Origin of the sequence: Psychrobacter sp. UBA3068, from assembly GCF_002366815.1 — a bacterium.
GTDB classification, from domain to species: Bacteria; Pseudomonadota; Gammaproteobacteria; order Pseudomonadales; family Moraxellaceae; genus Psychrobacter; species Psychrobacter namhaensis.
The window spans coordinates 1-20,754 of sequence record NZ_DFBY01000033.1; the positions used below are offsets into that span (position 1 = coordinate 1).

The 20,754-nt window shown below is 44.6% G+C and carries 16 protein-coding genes; 7 read left to right on the plus strand and 9 right to left on the minus strand.

The window, feature by feature from the left end:
* A partial coding sequence (locus B2P60_RS08350) for a DUF4910 domain-containing protein (RefSeq protein WP_286740664.1) occupies positions 1–898 on the minus strand: 898 nt, incomplete at its 3' end.
* Between the two features lies 1 nt (position 899).
* A complete protein-coding gene (locus B2P60_RS08355; RefSeq protein WP_286740667.1) occupies positions 900–1,673 on the minus strand; it encodes an AAC(3) family N-acetyltransferase in 774 nt (257 codons plus the stop codon).
* A 453-nt stretch (positions 1,674–2,126) separates the two neighbouring features.
* Here B2P60_RS08355 and B2P60_RS08360 point away from each other — a divergent pair, with 453 nt between their 5' ends.
* The 4 genes from B2P60_RS08360 to B2P60_RS08375 all read left to right on the plus strand — a co-directional run bounded on the left by B2P60_RS08360 (position 2,127) and on the right by B2P60_RS08375 (position 8,579).
* Positions 2,127–4,415 carry a primosomal protein N' gene (locus tag B2P60_RS08360; protein ID WP_286740670.1) on the plus strand — a complete coding sequence of 763 codons (2,289 nt, stop codon included), beginning with the start codon at positions 2,127–2,129 and terminating at the stop codon, positions 4,413–4,415.
* Between the two features lie 182 nt (positions 4,416–4,597).
* Complete coding sequence (locus tag B2P60_RS08365) at positions 4,598–5,761, plus strand: cation diffusion facilitator family transporter (RefSeq protein ID WP_198333897.1); 1,164 nt, start codon at positions 4,598–4,600, stop codon at positions 5,759–5,761.
* 144 nt (positions 5,762–5,905) lie between these two features.
* Positions 5,906–6,610, plus strand: a complete 705-nt coding sequence (locus tag B2P60_RS08370) for a hypothetical protein (RefSeq protein WP_193004763.1) — start codon at positions 5,906–5,908, stop codon at positions 6,608–6,610.
* Between the two features lie 76 nt (positions 6,611–6,686).
* Positions 6,687–8,579, plus strand: a complete 1,893-nt coding sequence (locus tag B2P60_RS08375; RefSeq protein WP_286740674.1) for a monovalent cation:proton antiporter-2 (CPA2) family protein — start codon at positions 6,687–6,689, stop codon at positions 8,577–8,579.
* A gap of 3 nt (positions 8,580–8,582) precedes the next feature.
* Here the strand turns inward: B2P60_RS08375 and B2P60_RS08380 are convergent, their stop codons facing one another.
* Positions 8,583–9,518: a DUF2628 domain-containing protein gene (locus tag B2P60_RS08380; protein WP_286740761.1), complete on the minus strand. Its 936-nt coding sequence runs from the start codon at positions 9,516–9,518 to the stop codon at positions 8,583–8,585.
* A 195-nt stretch (positions 9,519–9,713) separates the two neighbouring features.
* On the opposite strand from B2P60_RS08380, the gene trmB reads away from it, so the two are divergent.
* The 3 genes from trmB to B2P60_RS08395 all read left to right on the plus strand — a co-directional run bounded on the left by trmB (position 9,714) and on the right by B2P60_RS08395 (position 13,804).
* Positions 9,714–10,553 (plus strand): tRNA (guanosine(46)-N7)-methyltransferase TrmB, encoded by an 840-nt coding sequence (gene trmB, locus B2P60_RS08385; RefSeq protein WP_286740677.1) that lies wholly within the window; start codon positions 9,714–9,716, stop codon positions 10,551–10,553.
* Positions 10,554–11,598: 1,045 nt separating this feature from the next.
* Positions 11,599–12,666, plus strand: coding sequence for a recombinase RecA (gene recA, locus B2P60_RS08390; protein WP_193004766.1), 1,068 nt, complete (start codon positions 11,599–11,601; stop codon positions 12,664–12,666).
* Between the two features lie 40 nt (positions 12,667–12,706).
* Entirely contained in the window at positions 12,707–13,804 is a 1,098-nt protein-coding gene (locus tag B2P60_RS08395) for a regulatory protein RecX (protein ID WP_193004767.1), read from the plus strand.
* 52 nt (positions 13,805–13,856) lie between these two features.
* Here B2P60_RS08395 and B2P60_RS08400 read toward each other — a convergent pair whose 3' ends face one another.
* The 6 genes from B2P60_RS08400 to ftsH form a co-directional block, all read right to left on the minus strand.
* Positions 13,857–15,314 (minus strand): anion permease, encoded by a 1,458-nt coding sequence (locus B2P60_RS08400; RefSeq protein ID WP_193004768.1) that lies wholly within the window; start codon positions 15,312–15,314, stop codon positions 13,857–13,859.
* Positions 15,315–15,628: 314 nt separating this feature from the next.
* Positions 15,629–16,345 (minus strand): YidB family protein, encoded by a 717-nt coding sequence (locus B2P60_RS08405; protein WP_286740681.1) that lies wholly within the window; start codon positions 16,343–16,345, stop codon positions 15,629–15,631.
* Between the two features lie 229 nt (positions 16,346–16,574).
* On the minus strand, positions 16,575–17,033 hold the full coding sequence (locus B2P60_RS08410) for a hypothetical protein (RefSeq protein ID WP_230710869.1): 459 nt from the start codon (positions 17,031–17,033) through the stop codon (positions 16,575–16,577).
* A 33-nt stretch (positions 17,034–17,066) separates the two neighbouring features.
* A complete protein-coding gene (locus tag B2P60_RS08415; protein ID WP_230710868.1) occupies positions 17,067–17,345 on the minus strand; it encodes a succinate dehydrogenase assembly factor 2 in 279 nt (92 codons plus the stop codon).
* A 140-nt stretch (positions 17,346–17,485) separates the two neighbouring features.
* Positions 17,486–18,382 (minus strand): dihydropteroate synthase, encoded by an 897-nt coding sequence (gene folP, locus B2P60_RS08420; protein ID WP_198333895.1) that lies wholly within the window; start codon positions 18,380–18,382, stop codon positions 17,486–17,488.
* A 157-nt stretch (positions 18,383–18,539) separates the two neighbouring features.
* Positions 18,540–20,435, minus strand: coding sequence for an ATP-dependent zinc metalloprotease FtsH (gene ftsH, locus B2P60_RS08425; RefSeq protein ID WP_286740686.1), 1,896 nt, complete (start codon positions 20,433–20,435; stop codon positions 18,540–18,542).
* Between the last annotated feature and the right edge of the window lie 319 nt (positions 20,436–20,754).

Below are 20,754 nucleotides of genomic sequence, written 5' to 3' on the forward strand. Positions count from 1 at the left end.
GTCGCCAATGTTCAACACGCCCTAAGAACGAATATCTAACAAAGTCTGGATGAGAGTATTTTAAAACATGAGTTGCTACTAAATCTGCAAGGGTGTCACCTTCTTTAGAAGGTAAATAAGAGTAAGCTCTATCATCGCCAATGCATGACACATTAAAGCCTGCGATAACGTTTTCTTTCATCTGTTTATAGTTGCGACTGAGATAAGTAATTGAGCCTATGGTCTCTGGAATGATAACAATCCGGTAAGTGTACTTTCTAGACGTTAAGCTTAGAAGCCACTTTGCTAAAAAACCCGTTACCACAGGACCCGACAGTTCGTTGTTTGCCATCGAAGGATGACATAAGTAGGTCGATATAAATATCTCTTCTTTGGTTTTACCTGGAATAATTAACTCTCCGTAGGTAAGACTACCGTCCTTTAATTCACTATCTATATAAACCTTATACTGACCAGGAACCAGTTTATCTCTCTCATTTTGAGAGAGACAAAAACCCCAACGTTCTTTATAGTAAGAGGTAATATAAGGTATGGCCGTCGGCTGATCTGGCAGAGAATAAAGATGCTCTTGCAACTCTTCAAGAGAAACCTCTTTATCTATGGGTATGGAATAGTTGAGTACATGAAGGTTAGAGACCTTAAAATCACATATTTTACTCCCATCTGGGGCAATGACATAAGCGTCTTGAATATTCCACTCTTTTGGAACTTCCCAATCAAAACATTTAGTCCCTGTTGGTACCTCAAAAGCTTCTAATTTTTGTAAATCTAGGTCGGTTTTTATAATGTTTAAAGACTTGCGAAAGCCATCTCCCGTTATACTGCGGCAAATAGGAAAAAGCTTGGTACAAAGGTTGTGCATATCGACACCAAGGTCTTCTATACTTAAATTTTCCATTTTATTCTTCACCTTCGATACGATATAGGTTACCTTTAGCTTTACCAGAATTTATAATATTTGCAGTAAACTCATAAGCTTTTTGCGCTGGTATGACTCTTAATCCAGAGCCTTCGCCCGGTCTAAACCCACTATATAGACCTGCGTCCCACATCAGTTCGCCTGTGGGGTTAACATGAGTTTCGACACCTTTTTCAACATTCCTAACAAATAGTCCGTAGTCCTTTGGTGTAGTCTTACCTATGGTATCTGTGTAGGTATTATTAAATACTTTGTGATAACGATAATCCACCTCATGCATCTCTTCTACATGATGATAAAAGGTCATGCTGTCTTGATCCGGTAAATCTAATACAGCTATTTTGCCCCCCATCTCACGTAATACGGCAAATGGAGAATCAGCACCGTACCCACTAAAATTATTAATATCTTTAAACTTATCAGATTGCGCGCCGATGACTGCAAAAGAATATATTGGATGACCAGTTCTTATAGAATTAGGATGTTTCCTTGCGGCTTCAGTCAATGCGCCCATGTGTGAAGGTGTACTATTGATATCGAAACCTTTAGTCGCAAAATCAAAGTTGAACAAAGGCAATAATAAAGTCCCAGATTCTCCAACCGCTTCTAACAACGAATCTAGAATATCTACTGGCGTTAATTTGATTCCTTTTTCTAAATATCTCCTGAAAGTTCTTCTGGTGCTGCTATGAACCAGTACAATATCCCCCTCTTCAATACCAGACTCTCTCCATTCACGCGCTAGATCTTTCATAATAAATTCCTCATATTTTCTGTAAAATGATAATTTTGTTTCTCTATATTATATGGATTGTACCAGACAACATTTTTACCTTGTTAACTCTTACACATTTAAAGACAAAAGTGTAGTGGTCAACAAATTTAAGACGGCTGATAAGAGATTTTTATTGAAGTAAATCCTTTCCTTTTCTGCTAGTGGTAAATAGTCATTAAAGCGGCGCGGTCTCACGTTTGGATAACAGTACGAAATATAATCAATAATGGCCCTCCTAGCTTCAGCAATATTCTCGTAACCACTCTTTACTCTCGTCTTCGGATTTCTTAACAGTAGCAAATAGGCTTATGATATTATATTGTATTTATTCAAACTGTTTTTTACTGAGTTTGGCGTTGTAACTTTACTAGACCCTGATTACTTTTTGTAATTCAACTCCACTTTAAATCAATACGGTTGCAAGCTTCATTTATGTTGGTACAAGTTGCGCTGCCTGTGCCCCTTTATCGGGTGTTTGACTATAGCCTACCGGCAGAAACAAGCGTCTCGCCACATGTGCTGTTACCGCAAATTGGTAGCCGCGTCGAGGTATCGTTTGGTCGCCAAACCTTAATCGGTATTGTCGTTACTCATGTCTCTGAAGCCGACAGTAGCGTACCACTCAATAAGCTTAAGCCCGTTAGTAAATGTCTAGACGCTGAGCCTATTTTAGATGACCGTATGCTAAAACTGGCCGATTGGCTTGCGCGTTATTACCACTACCCACTTGGTGACGTCTTAGCGGTCATCTTGCCAAGCTTGGTTCGTCAAGGCAAACCGTTAGATTTGCTGATTACGCACTGGCGAATTTTGCCACATGTCACTGATGATGACTTTCGCGCCAACGCAAAAAAGCAAAAACAGCAATTTGACATGCTAAAACTACATGGCGAACATGGCGCTAGTGAAGATGTACTGCTGTTAGAAGGCATGGAGCGCAATTTTTTAAAAACGCTTGAAGACAAAGGCCTGATCGAGCGTTATATTCAACCAAAACAAGCGTCCTCGCCTGTGACGTTAGCAAAAATGCCCCTAGATCTCAATGATGAGCAGCAGCTTGCGGTTAACGCTATTGTTGCTGCCCATGACGCTAAACGCTACGCGGGGTTTTTATTAAATGGCATTACCGGCAGTGGTAAGACCGAAGTCTATCTACAAGCGATGCAAGCCGTATTAGAAGCTGGCAAACAAGTGCTGATCTTAGTGCCCGAGATTGGCCTTACACCGCAGACGCGGGCGCGCTTTGCCAGTCGATTTGCCGCCCATATCGTCTTGTTACATTCGGGAATGAACAATACCCATCGCTTACAAGGGTGGCAAGATTGCCGCACTGGACATGCCCAAATCATCATCGGTACACGATCAGCCGTGCTATACCCCTTCGCAGATTTGGGCCTTATCATTGTTGATGAAGCGCATGATGGTTCTTATAAGCAACAAGACACATTGCGCTATCATGCTGCTGATGTCGCCCTTTATCGCGGCTCGCAGTACCGTATTCCTGTCGTGCTAGGTACGGCCACCCCCTCTCTTGAGCATTTAAAGTTAGTCGATGACGGCAAGCTCGTTGAGTACCAACTGCAAACTCGTCCTGGTAATGCTAAGCCTGCATCCATGCAGCTCATTGACGCCCGTCTACAAAGCACCCATCAACAAACCACGAACGATGGCACACGCTATGACACAGGACTGACAGATGCGCTAATCGGAGCAATACGGCAAACGCTCGAGGCAGGCGACCAAGTATTAATTTTCTTAAACCGTCGCGGTTATGCGCCTGTTCTATTATGCGAAGCGTGCGGTTGGCAGGCAGATTGTCCGCGCTGTGATGCTCATCTAACGGTACACTACAACAGCCAAGCGCAGCATCGCCACTACGCAAACAACGCCTATTTAAAATGCCACCATTGCGACTGGCAAGCCTATATTCCGACTGTCTGCCCAGACTGCGGCAGTCAAAATTTAGACGCTAAAGGGATGGGCACCACAAGGCTGAGTGAAAACTTACACGCGATTTTTGCCAATCCGCAAACCAGTAAGGTGCTTTACCCCATTATTCAAATCGATCGCGATACGACAAGGCGTAAAGACAGCTGGGAAAACATTTATCAGCGTATCAATGAAGGCAAGCCTGCGATACTGGTCGGCACGCAAATGGTTGCCAAAGGTCATCACTTTCCCAATGTCACCCTCGTCTGCCTACCCAATGCCGATCGTGGATTTTTATCCGCAGACTTTCGCTCGCCCGAGCATACCGCCCAGCTGATGATTCAGGTGGCAGGCCGCGCGGGCCGCGGTGACAAGGCCGGACGCGTGCTGATTCAAACCTTGCAACCTGACAACGAGCTGTTACTAAAACTGGTCAAAGATGGCTATTTATCCTTTGCTCGTGAGTTGCTGCAAGAACGCAAAATGATGGGCTTACCCCCGCATAGTCATGCCGCGCTGATACGCTGTGAAGGCAAAACGCTTGCGGCCACCACGCAAGCGCTCAAAGATGCGATTGCCATTTTACCAAACGCCCATAAACTGGCCGTACTGGGGCCTATCGATGCGCCTATGAGTAAAAAGAACAGCCGCTACCATGTACAGCTACTGCTCTTAGGCAAAGATCGTCGCCACTTACATCATGTACTCAGCCAATGGTGGCAACCCGTACTTGCCCTGCCAAGCGCTAAATACCTCAAGCTTACTTTGGATATTGACCCTGTGGGTTGGTAGTTAAAGCACTGTAAAGTAATCATCGGGCGCCGCGGTGTTATTTTTACTTCGGGGTAACAGTTTCTCATACTCGACTGTGTTAAATTTATAACAGCTGTTTGGCCTGCTTGATTAGCAGATAGCTTCCGTGTGCCGTACAAGTATGGATTATTTAATGTAACGTCAGAAACTTGAGTGTTGTTATGAAATCAGAAAATTCAAACCCGAGGCAAAATAATCCTGCTCATCAGGGTGCTACTGATACGCACACACATCAAGATAGTGAGTACCCTAACTATACGCATGCAGGGCAAGACAATCATGATCACGATGCCCATTTAGAACAGACAACAGCCCCGAGAGACACTAAAGGCTATCAACGAACGTTACTGATTAGCTTTCTTATCATTACTGGCTACATGTTTATCGAAGCCATCGGTGGCTGGCTCACAGGCAGCTTGGCGCTATTATCAGATGCCGGTCACATGCTAAGCGATGCGATAGCCCTTGGTGCCACCCTAATGGCGTTTAAGATTGGCGAAAAATCAGCCACTCACCAAAAGACCTTTGGTTATAAGCGCTTTGAGATTTTAGTCGCTACCTTAAATGGTGCTACGCTGGTTATCATCGCTCTAATGATTTTTTATGAAGCGATCAAACGTTTCAATTCACCCCCTGAAATTGCGACGCAAGGTATGCTGATCGTTGCGACTATCGGTATGTTGGTCAACATTTTGGTGGCGTGGTTCATGCATCGAGGTAGCCGCAGTAGTAACGCTCACGGGCACAGTCATGGGACAAATGATAGCCAGTCAGCTGACAATAAAGAGCCGGTTAATCTCAACATGCAGAGTGCTTACTTGCACGTATTGAGTGATTTACTAGGGTCAGTCGCCGCTATCATCGCAGCCTTACTGATGATGGGATTTGGTTGGGTATGGGCGGATGCGGTAGCCTCGGTAGTGGTTGCCATCCTGATATTAGTGAGCGGTTACCGTGTGGTCCGTGACTCAGTGCACATCTTAATGGAAGGCACGCCTGCTCATATATCGTTAGTCGATGTCGAACAAAAACTGCTTACTCACCCTCAGGTAAATGCCGTCCACGACCTTCATGTTTGGAGCATTACTAGCGGCTTAAACGCCTTATCTTGTCACATCGTTGTCGACGGCGACATGAGTATTCATAAATCAAGCGTGTTGATTGCCAGTCTAGAACAAAGCTTACTCGATCTTGGTATCCATCACGCCACCATTCAGGTCGAAAGCTTGTCGCACCCACAAACCGAAACACATAGTGATGCCTTAGTTTGTGATATCTCAAAGCAGCCCGCTGACAGTAACAAACACATAGGGCACAATCACTAAGCCATAAAAAAAACGAAAATTAAGCGAGATTATGTGGTTATAATAAAGACTGATTAGTAATAACAAGCAATCAAGCGGAACGTCGTTTGACTTAAGCCACCACATTTATTAGCATTTTTACCTATCTATTGATGATGTATCACTATGTCTAAACGCTCAGCGCCCTTTGTCGCCCCAGATCATATCGAAGACCCTACGTCAAAGGATGGCAAAAAACACGCCAAAGTTTTGCTCTCAACGCTGCAAGAAGACATTGCCAGCTTTCGTAATGAACAGTTTCCGCCGGATATTTTGCGGCAAATTCGTGACATGCCGATTTATGAAGGTAACTTAGCCGAGGTCCAAGCTTATCAACAGCGCTGGCAGCCTTTGCTGGCGCGTGCACTGGCTTTTTATCCGGCTGCCAATCTACCACCTGACTATCTGCCGCTACCTGCCAGCCTTGAGATTCCGCAGTTTATTTATCATGTGCAACGCTTGCATCTGACCAAGACCCGTGCCAAAGAATCCAAAAGCTTTGGCTCGGTAGGCGCGCTTACTGATAAATGTGGTGATTACACGGTTGACGAAGTTGCCCGTATGGCAGCCGTGTTTGATAGTGATGATGAAGCGCGTTTGGTCGCGCACCGTGAATTTATTGATTTACGTGCTTATGTTTTTTGCCGTGATAGTAAAGGCGAGATGCTAGAGCCTGAACGGGTGCGCTTTTATCGTACTGGCCTGATTGTCCATGCCTTGCCTGACTTTAAAATCGTAGACAGTCGGCAGACTCCGCGTAAGCGTCGTAATGATGCGTATAACAACCCAATCGCAGACAACGGCATTTGGAAAATTTACCGCAAAAAATAGTTTACGTCGTCGCCATATCGTTTTTGCTACCACCGCTTTATATTGCTCACTTGATTGCCACCATTAAGGATACAAGATGTTCGCTGCCGCCGCCGGCTCACCAAACTTAATGTTACAAGCTACGATTTTCTTGGGGGCAGCATTACTTTTTGTACCCTTGGGCAAACGCTTTGGGATTGCTACTGTGTTGGGCTATCTCATCACAGGGCTTATATTGGGCCCAAGTGGCTTAGATGTGGCGGGCGATGCAGAGAGCTTATTGCACTTTTCTGAATTTGGCGTGGTCATGCTGCTGTTTATCATCGGGCTTGAGCTACAGCCTTCACGGCTTTGGGCATTACGGCGCTCGATATTCGTGCTAGGTGGCCTACAAGTTGGTCTTACCGGCGCATTATTGATGTGGCTGTTAATACAGTTTTTTACTTTACCACTAGATACGGCTTTTATTGTCGGCTTCGGTCTTGCCCTCTCTTCCACTGCTTTTGTGCTCCAAATACTGACCGAAAAACAGCAGCTTTCAAGCACCCACGGCCGAGAAGCGTTTACGATTTTGTTGTTCCAAGATATTGCAGTTATCCCCCTTCTAGCGGTCATTCCATTCCTATCAGGGGTGCGTGAACAAAGCTACGACTTGATTTACTTTGGTAAGGTTTTTGCTGTTTTTGCCGGCCTCATTTTTGCTAGTCGTTATATTATCCGGCCGTTTTTTAAATTTGTCGCGTCAAGTGGGGCATCTGAATTATTGACTGCCGTGGCACTGTTTATCGTCATGGGTGTGTCTATTTTGATGGGCCAGATTGGTCTGTCGATGGCGCTAGGGGCATTTTTAACAGGCGTGTTGCTGGCCGATTCTGAGTATCGCCATGAGTTAGAAGCCAGTATCGAGCCTTTTAAAGGGTTGCTACTAGGGTTGTTCTTTATGTCGGTCGGTATGCTGACCGATGTCAAACTCATCTTGGCACAACCTCTCTTTATTATTGGCTGTGCGGTGGCATTGATGTTTATCAAATTCGGTGTCATCGCGGCGATTGCAAAAATATCTGGCAATCGCTGGCCGACCAGTATCAGACTAGGCGTCACGCTAGCCCAAGGCGGTGAATTCGCCTTTGTCTTATTCAGTGTCGCGACCGCCCAAAATGTCTTACGACCCGAGCTTGCAAACACGCTTAACCTTATCGTAACCATCTCGATGGCACTCACACCACTGGCATTTTTATTGTTAGAAAAAGTGGGTGAGCCTTTATTTGCCAAAAGCAAACCAAGCCGCGAATACGACACCATTCCAGATCATGAACATCAGGTCATTATTGCCGGTTTTGGCCGCGTCGGACAAATCATCGGTCGTGTGCTGCGTATGCATAATATCGAGTTTACCGCCATTGAGCGCTCGGCAAATCGCGTCGATTTTGTCCGTAAGTTTGGTAACCAAGTCTATTATGGGGATCCAAAAAACCCAGAAATATTACGCGCCGCGGGTATTAAAAAAGCCCGTGTGTTCATTCTTGCTATTGATGATTTAGAGCGTTCTATCACAACGGCGCAGTACTTGCGTAAAAACTATCCTGAGATGATTGTGTTAGCGCGCGCGCGTGACCGCCAGCACTATTACCGTTTACGTGAGGTTGGGGTGCGTCACATCTGGCGTGAGACATATTTGTCTTCTTTAGACATGTCGCGAGAGTCACTACAGCTGCTGGGTATCTCACCCGAAAAAGCTCGCGAAACGGTACAAACATTCCGTGACTACGATGATGACTTGATTGAACGTCAGCAAGCTATTTATGACGATGAAGCCAGCATGATCGAATCAGCACAGTCAGCAATGGCAGAGCTTGAGAGTTTGTTTGATGAAGATATCGATAAAGCTCGAAAGATGGATTTGAGCGATTTTTATGATGCCCTAAAAAGCCAAGCGACACCCGTTGATGATAAAGAGGACATCGCCACTGATTCTAAAAACTCACTGTAATGGCTAGGGCATGTCCTCATTGCAGCTCTTCGGTGCTAGCTTTTTATTCAATGAACTCATGCAGTCCCAGCTATCACCCTCTGGTAGATGATAAAAAACGAGTGTCTGATCATTGAGGTAGCGTATAGGAAACTTGACGTTTCGTATCGTGGCAATCACCGCACAGTCGGTTTCTGCTACGCCAGCCGCTTTGTTATCGATCTCAATGCGTATCTGCTGAGTCTCGGTATTAAGCGGCAGATTCACTGGACACCGTCCTGTTTTCTGATACATCAGTGCCACACGGTTTTGTGTCGTTTTGGCGACATCATAGGTGTCAAACAATACCTCATTGGCTTTTGGCTTAGCGATAATAGGTAAAAACTGCACCTTGATGACCATTAAAGCAAAGGCAAAAAAACCAAATCCTAACGCCAACCCAAATAAACTCACCCCACCCTCTCGGCGTAGATGTGCTTGTTGCGCGGCCTCATCTCGCGGATAGTCATTGATAGCGTCAGCAATCTCACGCCTTGCCATGCGATAATAATAAGCGTCCGTCCAGCGAGCCACCATAAATGACCAAAATAGCCAAATAATGGCCGCAATGCCTATACGTGTCGCCATCTGGTACGCATCAGGAATATAAGACATCGCCGCAAACTCAAATGCCACCAATACAATGGCCACGTTAAGCTGGATAAAAGACCACCCTGCCACACTATAGACAATGGCATCCATGTAACGCTTACGATATAGCAGCCAAGGAAAGGTAATAAAAAATGCAGCCCAGTGCCATTTTGGCGACAGATAACCTTGCTGATCGAATTGCTCAAAGCGTTTAAGATAGTAACGCTGGCTACGATGGCCAATAAACCACTTGTCTAGCTGTTGGCGCTTCGTAGGCGTTAGCTGTTCTTGATAAAACGGTGGCGGCGAATCCGTCTCGATAAATAGCATGGCAGTACACTCTGTTGGACTCAAAAATGACTCTATCAACGACTATTATATGATAATGTCAAAACTCGTGTATAGCATAGAGCAACCATGGAAGTCAGCCAAAAGCCTGCTAAAACAAGATTGTACGTTCACAGTTGTACCGATTTGACTTATAATGAACCAACCTCACCCACCTAACGAAGCCTTATTAATCCTATGAGTCAACATCCTGATATCAACGATAACATCACTAGTAGTAATACAACTGATGAGCAAGCCCTTAATAGCACTGAGCAACATACCCATATCGACAGCAGTGCCGATAGTGAAACAGAGCCAGCCACTGACAAACACCTACGTATTGTCAACACGTTTATGAAGCGGCGTACGCACATGAATAAAAACGCTGAACTGGCACTGACTGCGCCAGAGTTTGCCGATTATCTGGTCAATAACAGTTTCGGTGACGGCAATCTCGATGGTATTGATAACTTGCGTTCACTATTTACCGACAGCCCCAACGGCAGTGAAGCGCCGCTTACGCTAGAGATTGGTTTTGGACTGGGTGATTCTTTCATCGAGATGGCAGCAGCCGAACCGACCCGTAATTTCGTTGGTGTCGAAGTACATGAGCCTGGCATTGGTAAATGCGCTTACATGGCAGGGACTCAAGGTTTGACCAATGTGAAAATTATCAACGGTGATGCCATTCAACTGCTCAAACAATTGCCAGAAAATCATATCGATCGTATTCAACTGTACTTCCCTGATCCATGGCAAAAGAAACGTCATTACAAGCGTCGTTTCGTCAGTCCTGAACGTATGACCATTGTCACTCGTAGCTTAAAACAAGGCGGCTGGTTCCATACCGCCACTGACTGGGAGCACTACGCTTTTTGGATGGTTGACGTTTTAGATAACTTTGCCGGATTAACCAATCAAGCAGGTGCGGGCAATTTCACTGACCGTCCTGACTTTCGTCCAATGACCAAGTTCGAGCGTCGTGGTTTAGAGCGTGGACATGGGGTGTGGGACTTAATCTATATTAAAGATTAACGCGAACGGCTTATCCTCAATAGATTTTCACTCTAGCGGCTAAATTATCTAGCCGCTTTTTTGTACTTGTTCGCCCGCTCTCTACTAAATTACATAAGATTATTGCCTCATTTCTTGGCCATATCCCTTAAACCACCGAGCATAAGAATATTTAGGGAGAAAAATTCATAAAAATGTCATATGTGAAACATCACGACTAGCAGTCCATATATCGATAAAAATACATTTGCATTCGTATAAAAAAATATTATAGACTTATTGCCCTATGTTAATTATCTGCGCAAACATTGGTACTATAAGGGATTCATGAGTTCTCCCCATAAGCTGTGGATAACCCTGTGTATAAGTCACCCCTTGACAGAGACATCCCTAGATAACATAAAGGACAAGGTAAAATCGTTCATTTTTTATACAATAAAAAAATCATTAAAAATCAGATACTTAAATCCAGCGTTTACTCATAAAAAATTATTTTAAATATTTTTAAAAAAAATTTTATAGTCAATAATGTTTCACAACAGGGAAATCTGAGCGTTTTATTTACTGTGGACAACTCATAAAACTATTGACAAACCACCCCCTTTTCCTGTCCAAAACTTCTACTTTCTTCTCAGTCATCTCAAAAATTATAGACCAAACAGTAGCCTTAAGTCATGCGACAGTTATTGTCGTTTAGCGTCGTCTGACCCTCTATGTAATCCTTGGATTTTGTTATAATTGCCATATCTAACCAGTAGCGCTACCGATCTGCGTTAAAAATTAATGCGCATAATGTGACTTAACCTACACTATGACCGCTACTTTTCATGAACTTATTTTTACTTTTCTCGTGATTTAATTTTACTGTATAGTAGAGTGATACATCAGATACGACTGACGACATCACCACTATTATTCCCTATTTATTCTAGCTAGAGCTGGTCGCCTCTTATTGTCTAAGTAGCAATCAGCCCTATTGAACCATCATTTTGAGTAGTACGTATATTTTATAGATAGCATCAAAATTGATCGTTTCACATTCATTATTGCAAACAAGGAATCCAGTATGGACGACAATAAAGCCAAAGCCCTCAAAGCGGCATTAGGTCAAATTGAAAAGCAGTTTGGTAAAAATACCATTATGCAACTAGGTGACGACTCAGCCATTCTTGATGCTGATGTGGTCTCAACAGGCTCTCTTGGTCTCGATATTGCGCTTGGTATCGGCGGTCTGCCTAAAGGGCGTATCGTTGAAATCTATGGTCCTGAAAGCTCAGGTAAAACCACCATGACATTGCAAGCCATTGCCGAATGTCAAAAACAAGGCGGCACTTGTGCCTTTATTGATGCTGAGCATGCCCTCGATCCTGTCTATGCACGCAAGCTTGGCGTGAATACTGACGATTTGTTGCTCTCCCAGCCTGATAATGGTGAACAAGCGCTTGAAATCACCGACATGCTAGTACGGTCAGGAGCGATCGATATGATCGTTATTGACTCGGTTGCTGCCTTAACGCCGCGTGCAGAGATTGAAGGCGAGATGGGCGACTCGCATATGGGACTACAAGCTCGCTTGATGAGCCAAGCATTACGTAAAATCACCGGTAACGCCAAACGTTCTAACTGTATGGTGGTCTTTATTAACCAAATCCGTATGAAAATTGGTGTGATGTTCGGTAGCCCTGAGACGACGACAGGTGGTAATGCACTCAAATTCTATGCCTCAGTACGTATGGACATCCGCCGTATCGGTGCGGTCAAAAACGGTGATGAAATCATCGGTAACCAAACCCGTGTCAAAGTCATCAAAAACAAAATGGCCCCGCCATTCCGCCAAGCTGAGTTTGAGATTACTTACGGTGAAGGAACCAATCACTTAGCCGAAGTCATTGATTTGGGTGTCGAGATTGGTGCGGTCGGAAAAGCGGGCTCTTGGTACAGCTATGGCGACGAAAAAATCGGTCAAGGTAAAGCCAATTCTGTGTTGTTCTTAAAAGAGAACCCTGCCATTGCTAAAGAGATCGAAGACAAAATTCGTGCCGAAAAGCTTGGGGTGAAAAACGACAGTAAAGCCGCAGACAGTGACAAAGCTAATGAAGCCAACGAAGAATTGGTCTCTGACCCTGTACAATAATGGTTTCATCATTAATTGTTAACAGTTCCCATGGTTTATAATGAACATTAAAACCTTAGCTGACATACTCGCTGAATCGGACACCGACTCAGCGAGTACTCCTCGTACCCCGCAAAAAAAGCCTTCTCACTCCTCTAGATCTGTTAAACGTACCGATAAAGACCAACCCATACAGACAGCTAAAGCGAGTAAGCGCTCAATCCATTCGGACAAAAAGCCATCTTTGCCCAGCGATTCTAGTTTTGATGTAGACACTATCGAGACACCCTCCTCGACGGATCAAAAACCCTCCAAATCCAAAAGACGTAAAAAACACTTTCATCCAGCGGCTAACTTTACCCCTGAGCCTAGCGATGCGCCTACTTATCAGCCACCTAAAGCACAGAGCATCAAAGAGATGCTGGCAGAAGTTAAGCATAATGTTCATGGCAATAACGACGATAGTGCCGCCACTACTGACGACCAGCCATATGTAGACAGCTCGCAACACCTACCTGCGCTAACAGCGACTGATGATCGTGCAGCGGACAACCAAACCGACAATCTACCAGCTGCACTAAAAGCCTACTTGCGCACACCCGAACAACGACAGGCCGATATTGATGCCATCAAAGCTGAAAGCCGTTTGCGTTGGTTGGCTTTTTATTATTTGTCGCGCCGTGAGTATGGTAAGGCTGAGCTTAAACAAAAACTGATCGATAAAGAACAAGATCCAGAAAAGGTAGATGCTCTGCTCGATGAGTTTGCAGAAAAAGGCTATCAAAGTGATTACCGTACCACACTGATGCTAATACGTGAAAATATTCGTAAAGGTCGTGGACGCGGACGTATCAAGCAAGAATTTTATCGTAAGAAAATCGCTATGCCAGGCAATATCGATGAGCTCATTGATCTGGCAAATGCAGAGTCTGATGAGTTTAGCGAATTTGTAGAGGATAGCGCGGATACGCCGGTTGACGGGGTCGATTGGCTAAAACTGGCTGTCATAGCGCGTACCAAAAAGTACGGTGCTGACATTCCTACTGAGCAAAAAGACAAAGCACGCCAGCTACGGTTTTTGCAATATAGAGGGTTTAAGACCGATATCTGCTTTGCTGCGCTCAACTATACCTTAGAGACGTTAGATGAGCGCTTTTAGCGGATTGTCTTTAAACTTTTTTATTTTCAGTTACTTAGGGCGTGGTTCTTTATTAATAATAGCCGAGTACTTTCCACCAAATCAAACCGGCACCGATCCAAATAACTAGGTTGACCACACTCATAATCGCACCAATACTCCACCATTCTTTTAACGTCACATAGCCAGAGTTAAAGATAACCGGCGCAGTACCAGTCGCATAATGAGTCAGCGTCATCATAATATTACCTGCTGCGGCCAAAATGAGCGCATACAACATCGGCGGTGCCCCTAAAGTTAGCCCTACTGCATAAAAGGCGGCGAACAGTGCTGTGATATGGGCAGTGGTACTCGCGAAAAAGTAATGTATGTATAAGTATACTAAGGTCAAGATCGTCACCGCCCCTATCCAACCTACGCCAGTTGTGCCAATCAAAGATTCAATATTACCTGAGAACCAGCTGATCAAGCCGAGCTCGTTAAGATAAGCCGCCATCATAATGAGCGCACCAAACCAGACAATGGTATCCCATGCCGATTTCTCTTTTAGAATATCTTCCCAAGTCAGGACGCCAGTCAGTATCAAGGTCGTCAAGCCGATAAAAGCCGTTGTAGTCGCGTCAACGCTATACGGCTCACCTAAAATCAATGCAGGTATGTTCGCCCATAACAGCAGCATTAGACCAAATACACCAAGCATGATTTTTTCTTGAGTATTTATTTGACCCATTTCTGCTAAATTGTCTTTTGCAAAACCTTTGGCATCAGGTGTTACTTTGACATCAGGTGGATAGATCATATAAATGACTAATGGCATAACAACCAGACACAGCATACCTGGCACAAACATCGCCACCGCCCACGTCGTCCATGACAACTGAATGTCACCACCTGTGATTTTATTAACTAAGTCCACGACTAAAGGGTTGGGGGCAGTAGCAGTAATAAACATGCCAGAGGTAATGGGATTGGCGTGGTAGTTAACCATCGCCAAATAGCGACCCATTTTGTTTTGAGTGCCCTCCTCTGGCGTTGAATGAAAGCTGTGCGCAATGGAATTCATAATGGGATGAATAATCCCACCCCCACGAGCCGTATTAGAAGGCGTAATGGGTGCTATCATCAACTCAGCTGCTGTCAAAGAGTAAGCCACGCCAATGGTTTTTTTGCCAAAAATAGAGATAAAATAATAAGCAATACGTCGACCTAAGCCAGTCTTTATCAAGCCACGCGATATCATAACCGCGATACCAATTAGCCAAATCAGTGGACTTGAGTAGCTTGATAATGCGTCGCTAATGGCTTGTTTGGGGCTATCACTTGTCACGCCTGTGAGCGCCACGAGTGTGACTGCAATGATAGCGATCGCACCAATGGGTAGCACTTTACCGATGATGGCGACAATGGTACCAATGAACAATGCCAGCATATGCCACGCGTCAGGTGTAACGCCAGTAGGAACGGGAATAACAAACCAGATAATCAAACCAACTAAGATGGCAATAGCTGCTTGAATAGGTTTAAATGGCATGAGGAAATATCCTTAAAATGTGTTTTTACCCTCAGACAGTTATATTTTACAAACTACCCTTAAGGGTACAAACGTTATAAAACGGCGTTGGATCAATCATACTGAGTGAATAGTACAACCATCTTATAAGATTTATATAACCGTTTTATTATTGTTCACCATTTTTAACATATCTTTTTAGATAATAAGGTAGATAGGCAGCAATAATGCTGTGGAAATGGCTCTGCTGTATTGGCAATAAAAAAAGAGCACGTCATCAGACGCACTCTTTTTAACGAATTTTCGAGCATACGGGCGCTTGTTAAAATAAAAAGTTATTTTAAAGTATTTAGTCGACTAGACAATTGACCCATGATCTGGTCAATCTCTACATTGGCCTCTCTTTCATTATCTAAGTTGCCATTCGGTGTGAGCTGATTCATGACTTCAGGCAGCAATTCAGCCAGCCCCTGACGCACCTCTGCCTCATTCGCACCCGTGTGAGCAGCAACTTGCTGAATCTCACTGTCATCAAACAAACGACTGACCTCATTTGGATCAAGGTTGTCATTATCTTCTTGGTTACTCATCCAAGAGCGGGCTTGTTTTTCATAACCCATGCCAGTAATCTTGGATAACGCTCCGCTGAGGCCGCCGTTACGTTTGATCCAGCTTAACACCATGGGCATAAGGGCCGCGATTAGCATGCCTTTACCACCACCAAATCCACCTCTTGTGCGTTGACCACCCAGTACACCGCCTAAGATATCTCCTAAGCCACCAGCGCCTGAGCTTACACCGCCGCGTTGATTGCCGCCAGCGAGACCACCTATAATATCGTCTAGACCAAAACCACTATCGGGTTGGCGATCATACTGTCTTGGATTGTAGCCCCCTGCTTGACTGCCGCCGCCTAACACACTACCCAATACATCTCCAAGACCACCAGTCCGACGTGGGGTGGTACGTTGGTTCACCGGGTTACGCTGTGCGTCTTCTGGATCCATAGCACTACGCGCCACTTGGCTCACCAAACTTCCTAATAAACTCATAACGCACTCCTTTTTTGTCATATTGTTGGTTATTGTCATCAGCCACTGTTTCTTTCTAACCACACTGATCACTAATCAGCACATGATGAAAAAGACGGTTGGCTGATACGCTTTATCGTTATCTTGCAATATAACAAATCTCTATAACCACCGAGATAGGTGTTTTGTTATGACATGTAGGCATGCGTAAGCTTATAGAGGCAATCGACTATCGGAAAAAAGTCGGTGTTTACCCTGTTTTATCAGCGCTCACACTGGCTAAAACATTCAGCTCTCTCCACTGATCCGCACCCACTTGATCGCGAAACACTGTCACTGATAAAGGCCGCCTATAAGGTTCTACTATAGTAAACTCAAAGCTCATCGCCCACTGATAGCGATGCACATTGATTAGTTGTGCCTGCCATAGCTCATCACCACGTCCAGTACGCATCAGGAGTTGCCACTGTCTGTCGACACGCTGACTAAGCGGTGGCTGACTAAAGTGCAACAGTATCGGTCGTGAGAATGTCAGATAGATAGTCACAGCGGCAGCAACTATTAAGATGACCACATACTGCCACAGAACTAAAGAAGCAAGCCATGCAAGTACAACCATAACGCTGGTTAACCCAATATACAGCACTAAACGTAAGTAGCTGGCCGGCTGGATAGCCGTATCAATACGCAATGGGGCTGTTGAAGTCATGTATGAGCACCAAAGAAAACGTTAACCATTACATTACGTCAAATCTTTGGTATGACGCCACGTTTTAATTTTATTGACCAACGTCCATATTGCTTCATCTTCTGGACGATTTTGATTGGTAAAATAATCCAACAAATCAGGATCTTCATGAGTCAGCATTTGCGCAAACGTTTCTTGCTCGGCAGGATCTGCTGTTAGATACAGCTCTTTGACATAAGGGTCGATATAAAAATCCAATTCCTTTAGTCCGCGACGCGCCTGATAAATAATGCGGCGCTGCTCATTGGTAGGTTCAGGCTGAGTGATATTCATAGAGAGATTCTCGTTCATTTAGAGGGATTCTGTTAGTGTATTTACTGCGGTTGTGAAAACTGATCTTAGTTTTGGATCGGGCTGATACATAGTGATAGCATGAGACAGTAACCTCAAGTGCCAAGCACCGCAAAGCGCTACTAACGACCGTGATAGGTAGATAACTGATGCCACAACGCCACTGCTTGCTGCATCATCGCCACGTTATGGGTACGAATGATACTGGCCCCCTGCTGTAGCGCAAATATGCCAGCAGCAGTCCCGACTGCATCGCGCTCTACTGCTTGAGTGTTAGCGACTGCTTTTACGTCACTTTTACTAAGCACTTCCGCTAAAAAACGCTTACGTGAAATACCAAACATCATTGGTAAACCAAGTACTTTTAACTGTTCAAGTTGACTTAACAAGGCACAATGGTGGTCATAGTTTTTGGCAAAACCAAAGCCTGGGTCAATGATGATTTTCTCCTGCTTGACCCCAAGACTCGTTACCTCCTGAATACGCGCCAAAAGCTCTGTCGTCACGTCACTAACCACCTCATCATACTGCGCAAGATCGTTCATCGTCGTTGGCTCACCGCGCATATGCATGAGCATCACAGGTATATCAAGCTCAGCCGCTACTGCTGTCGCGCCCTCACGTTTTAGGGCACGTACATCGTTCCAAATGTCAGCTCCCGCCTCAAAAGCTGCCTGCATCACGGCTGGATTACTGGTATCAATAGACAACCAGATATCATTCCCGCACTGCTGCCTGATTGCTTGAACCACGGGTACGACACGCTGTATCTCATCATTAGTGGCCACAGTATCCGCATTTGGACGAGTAGATTCGCCGCCAATATCAATAATACTAGCGCCTTCTTCTATCATTTTTTGACAGTGCGTCACCGCCTTATCTACGGCATTAAACTGCCCACCATCCGAGAAAGAATCTGGCGTTACATTCAGAATACCCATAACATGTGGCGACGATAAATCTAAGGTTTTATCACGACTTACTATCTTGTAAGGGGGTAAAGGTTGAAACAAGGACATAATCCATCCATCACAAGTAAATTTTTAAGAAATTTCGGTTTGTTACTATTTTATCTATGATACCAGTAAATCCTACTCTGTCCTAAACCCTTCATAAATGAGACCCACAAAAAAAGCCCTTTATTAAAAAGGGCTTTTTCTATCAACTATCGATTCATTACATCGCTGGTAACGGTGGCGGTGTTGAACCAGACGTCTTGATATCATTTTTTGATAAGTTTACTTCGTTATGCTGATAAACTCTTGGTGGCCGAGGGTCTTCACCTGCTAGGATATCTTGCAGTTGATCTCGATCAATGGTTTCCCACTTCATCAAGGCATCAACCATCGCATGCATTTTTTCTTGATTGCCTTCGATCAATTCACGGGCAATATCATACTGCTCTTCTAGCATACGGCGTACTTCTTCATCGACCTTTTGTTGAGTGGCTTCTGAAATCGTACGGCTACTAGAACCAAAGTAACCTTGCGAGCTGTCATCATCCTCATACACCATGATACCAAGCGCATCTGACATCCCATATTTAGTGACCATTGCGCGTGCCATTTTAGTCGCACGTTCAAAGTCATTAGAGGCACCCGTTGACATTTGATTGATAAAGACCTCTTCAGCAATACGACCGCCAAACAAAATAGCGATATCGCTCAGCATTTTTGTCTTATACATGCTTGTTTGGTCGTGTTCTGGCAGCTGCCAGGTGACACCAAGGGCAAAACCACGAGGCATAATCGTGACTTTATGCACAGGATCTGTACCCGGTAGCAACTCAGCCACTAAGGCATGACCGGCTTCATGATAAGCGGTTGCACGGCGCTCTTCTTCGCGTATCACCATAGATTTACGCTCAGGACCCATATACAGCTTATCTTTCGCATCTTCAAAGTCATTCATATCGACGCTAGTCTTGTTACGACGGGCAGCAAACAGCGCCGCTTCGTTGACCAAGTTAGCAAGCTGGGCACCACTAAAGCCAGGCGTACCACGGGCAAGAGAGCCTGCATCGACAGCAATGGTATTTGGCAGTTTTTTCAAATGCACTTTTAAGATCTGCTCGCGACCTTTGATATCTGGCAAACCCACTTGTACCTGACGGTCAAAACGACCTGGACGTAACAACGCCTTATCAAGCACGTCAGCACGGTTGGTGGCAGCAATAACGATCACCCCTTCATTGCCTTCAAAACCATCCATTTCCACCAACAACTGGTTCAAGGTCTGCTCACGCTCATCATTACCGCCGCCCATACCAGAACCACGGTGACGTCCGACCGCATCAATCTCATCAATAAAGATGATGCAAGGCGCGCTTTTCTTCGCTTGTTCAAACATGTCACGGACACGTGAGGCACCGACACCAACGAACATCTCAACAAAGTCAGAACCTGAGATTGAGAAGAAAGGCACCTTAGCTTCACCCGCAATGGCTCTTGCCAATAGCGTTTTACCTGTACCCGGTGGACCGACCATCAAGATACCGCGAGGAATCGTTGCCCCAAGTTTGGTAAACTTATCTGGGTCGCGTAAGAAATCGACCACTTCGACCACTTCTTCTTTGGCTTCTTCACAGCCAGCCACGTCTTCAAAATTGACGTTGATTTGATCTTCAGTTAGCATTTTGGCTTTTGATTTACCAAAGCTCATAGGGCCGCCGCCTTTACCGCCAGCACCACCTTGCATATTACGCATAAAGAATAAAAACAAACCAATAATCAAGAGTATTGGGAAACTGGCTATCAGTAATTGCATCAATACGCTTTGACGCTTTGGTGCAGTCCCTTGGACTTCGACTTGGTTCTCACGCAGCATTGGCATCAGCTCATCATCTGACACAGCTGGTCTAATGGTCTCAAAAGAGGAGCCATTTTTCTTCTCGCCGGTGATCTGCTCGCCATCGATTTCAACACTGGCTACTTGGTTTTCTGACACAGCGGTCACAAACTCAGAGTAGTTAAGGCTATCCGGCTCAGATGACTGATCAAAACCGCTAAACACCAGCACTAAAACGCCGATTACCACCAGCCACAATAAGGTATTTTTTACCATGTCGCTCACTAGTTATTCCCATCCCTTACTTATTGGTGTGTTTACTAAACACGTGACGTCTATAAACGCATTGCTCATCTTACTAAATATCCTGATATCAAAACTTCTGACTCAGACTTGTACAACAAAAATGTTGCAATAGATCTAACTTAATAAAAAACGAGCACATTAAGCGGTTATTATCAGACGACTTTGCCTAAAACGTATGCTTAAACAAAGTTAATATACCATGATATGTGGTGCTGACCTGCATAATTCAAGCAAGTTTCGCTTTTATTCAGTTAACGATTGTAGCGCTTTTCATTTTCTAATTAGGGTACTGTATGGT

Excerpts from the sequence above, each read along its gene's own strand:
- B2P60_RS08410 (WP_230710869.1), bottom strand. The coding sequence starts at position 17,033 with ATGACTTCAACAGCCCCATTGCGTATTGATACGGCTATCCAGCCGGCC.
- trmB (WP_286740677.1), top strand. The coding sequence starts at position 9,714 with ATGAGTCAACATCCTGATATCAACGATAACATCACTAGTAGTAATACA.
- B2P60_RS08405 (WP_286740681.1), bottom strand. The coding sequence starts at position 16,345 with ATGAGTTTATTAGGAAGTTTGGTGAGCCAAGTGGCGCGTAGTGCTATG.
- B2P60_RS08360 (WP_286740670.1), top strand. The coding sequence starts at position 2,127 with ATGTTGGTACAAGTTGCGCTGCCTGTGCCCCTTTATCGGGTGTTTGAC.
- folP (WP_198333895.1), bottom strand. The coding sequence starts at position 18,382 with ATGTCCTTGTTTCAACCTTTACCCCCTTACAAGATAGTAAGTCGTGAT.
- B2P60_RS08370 (WP_193004763.1), top strand. The coding sequence starts at position 5,906 with ATGTCTAAACGCTCAGCGCCCTTTGTCGCCCCAGATCATATCGAAGAC.
- recA (WP_193004766.1), top strand. The coding sequence starts at position 11,599 with ATGGACGACAATAAAGCCAAAGCCCTCAAAGCGGCATTAGGTCAAATT.
- B2P60_RS08395 (WP_193004767.1), top strand. The coding sequence starts at position 12,707 with ATGAACATTAAAACCTTAGCTGACATACTCGCTGAATCGGACACCGAC.
- B2P60_RS08415 (WP_230710868.1), bottom strand. The coding sequence starts at position 17,345 with ATGAATATCACTCAGCCTGAACCTACCAATGAGCAGCGCCGCATTATT.
- B2P60_RS08355 (WP_286740667.1), bottom strand. The coding sequence starts at position 1,673 with ATGAAAGATCTAGCGCGTGAATGGAGAGAGTCTGGTATTGAAGAGGGG.
- B2P60_RS08380 (WP_286740761.1), bottom strand. The coding sequence starts at position 9,518 with ATGCTATTTATCGAGACGGATTCGCCGCCACCGTTTTATCAAGAACAG.
- B2P60_RS08400 (WP_193004768.1), bottom strand. The coding sequence starts at position 15,314 with ATGCCATTTAAACCTATTCAAGCAGCTATTGCCATCTTAGTTGGTTTG.
- B2P60_RS08375 (WP_286740674.1), top strand. The coding sequence starts at position 6,687 with ATGTTCGCTGCCGCCGCCGGCTCACCAAACTTAATGTTACAAGCTACG.
- B2P60_RS08365 (WP_198333897.1), top strand. The coding sequence starts at position 4,598 with ATGAAATCAGAAAATTCAAACCCGAGGCAAAATAATCCTGCTCATCAG.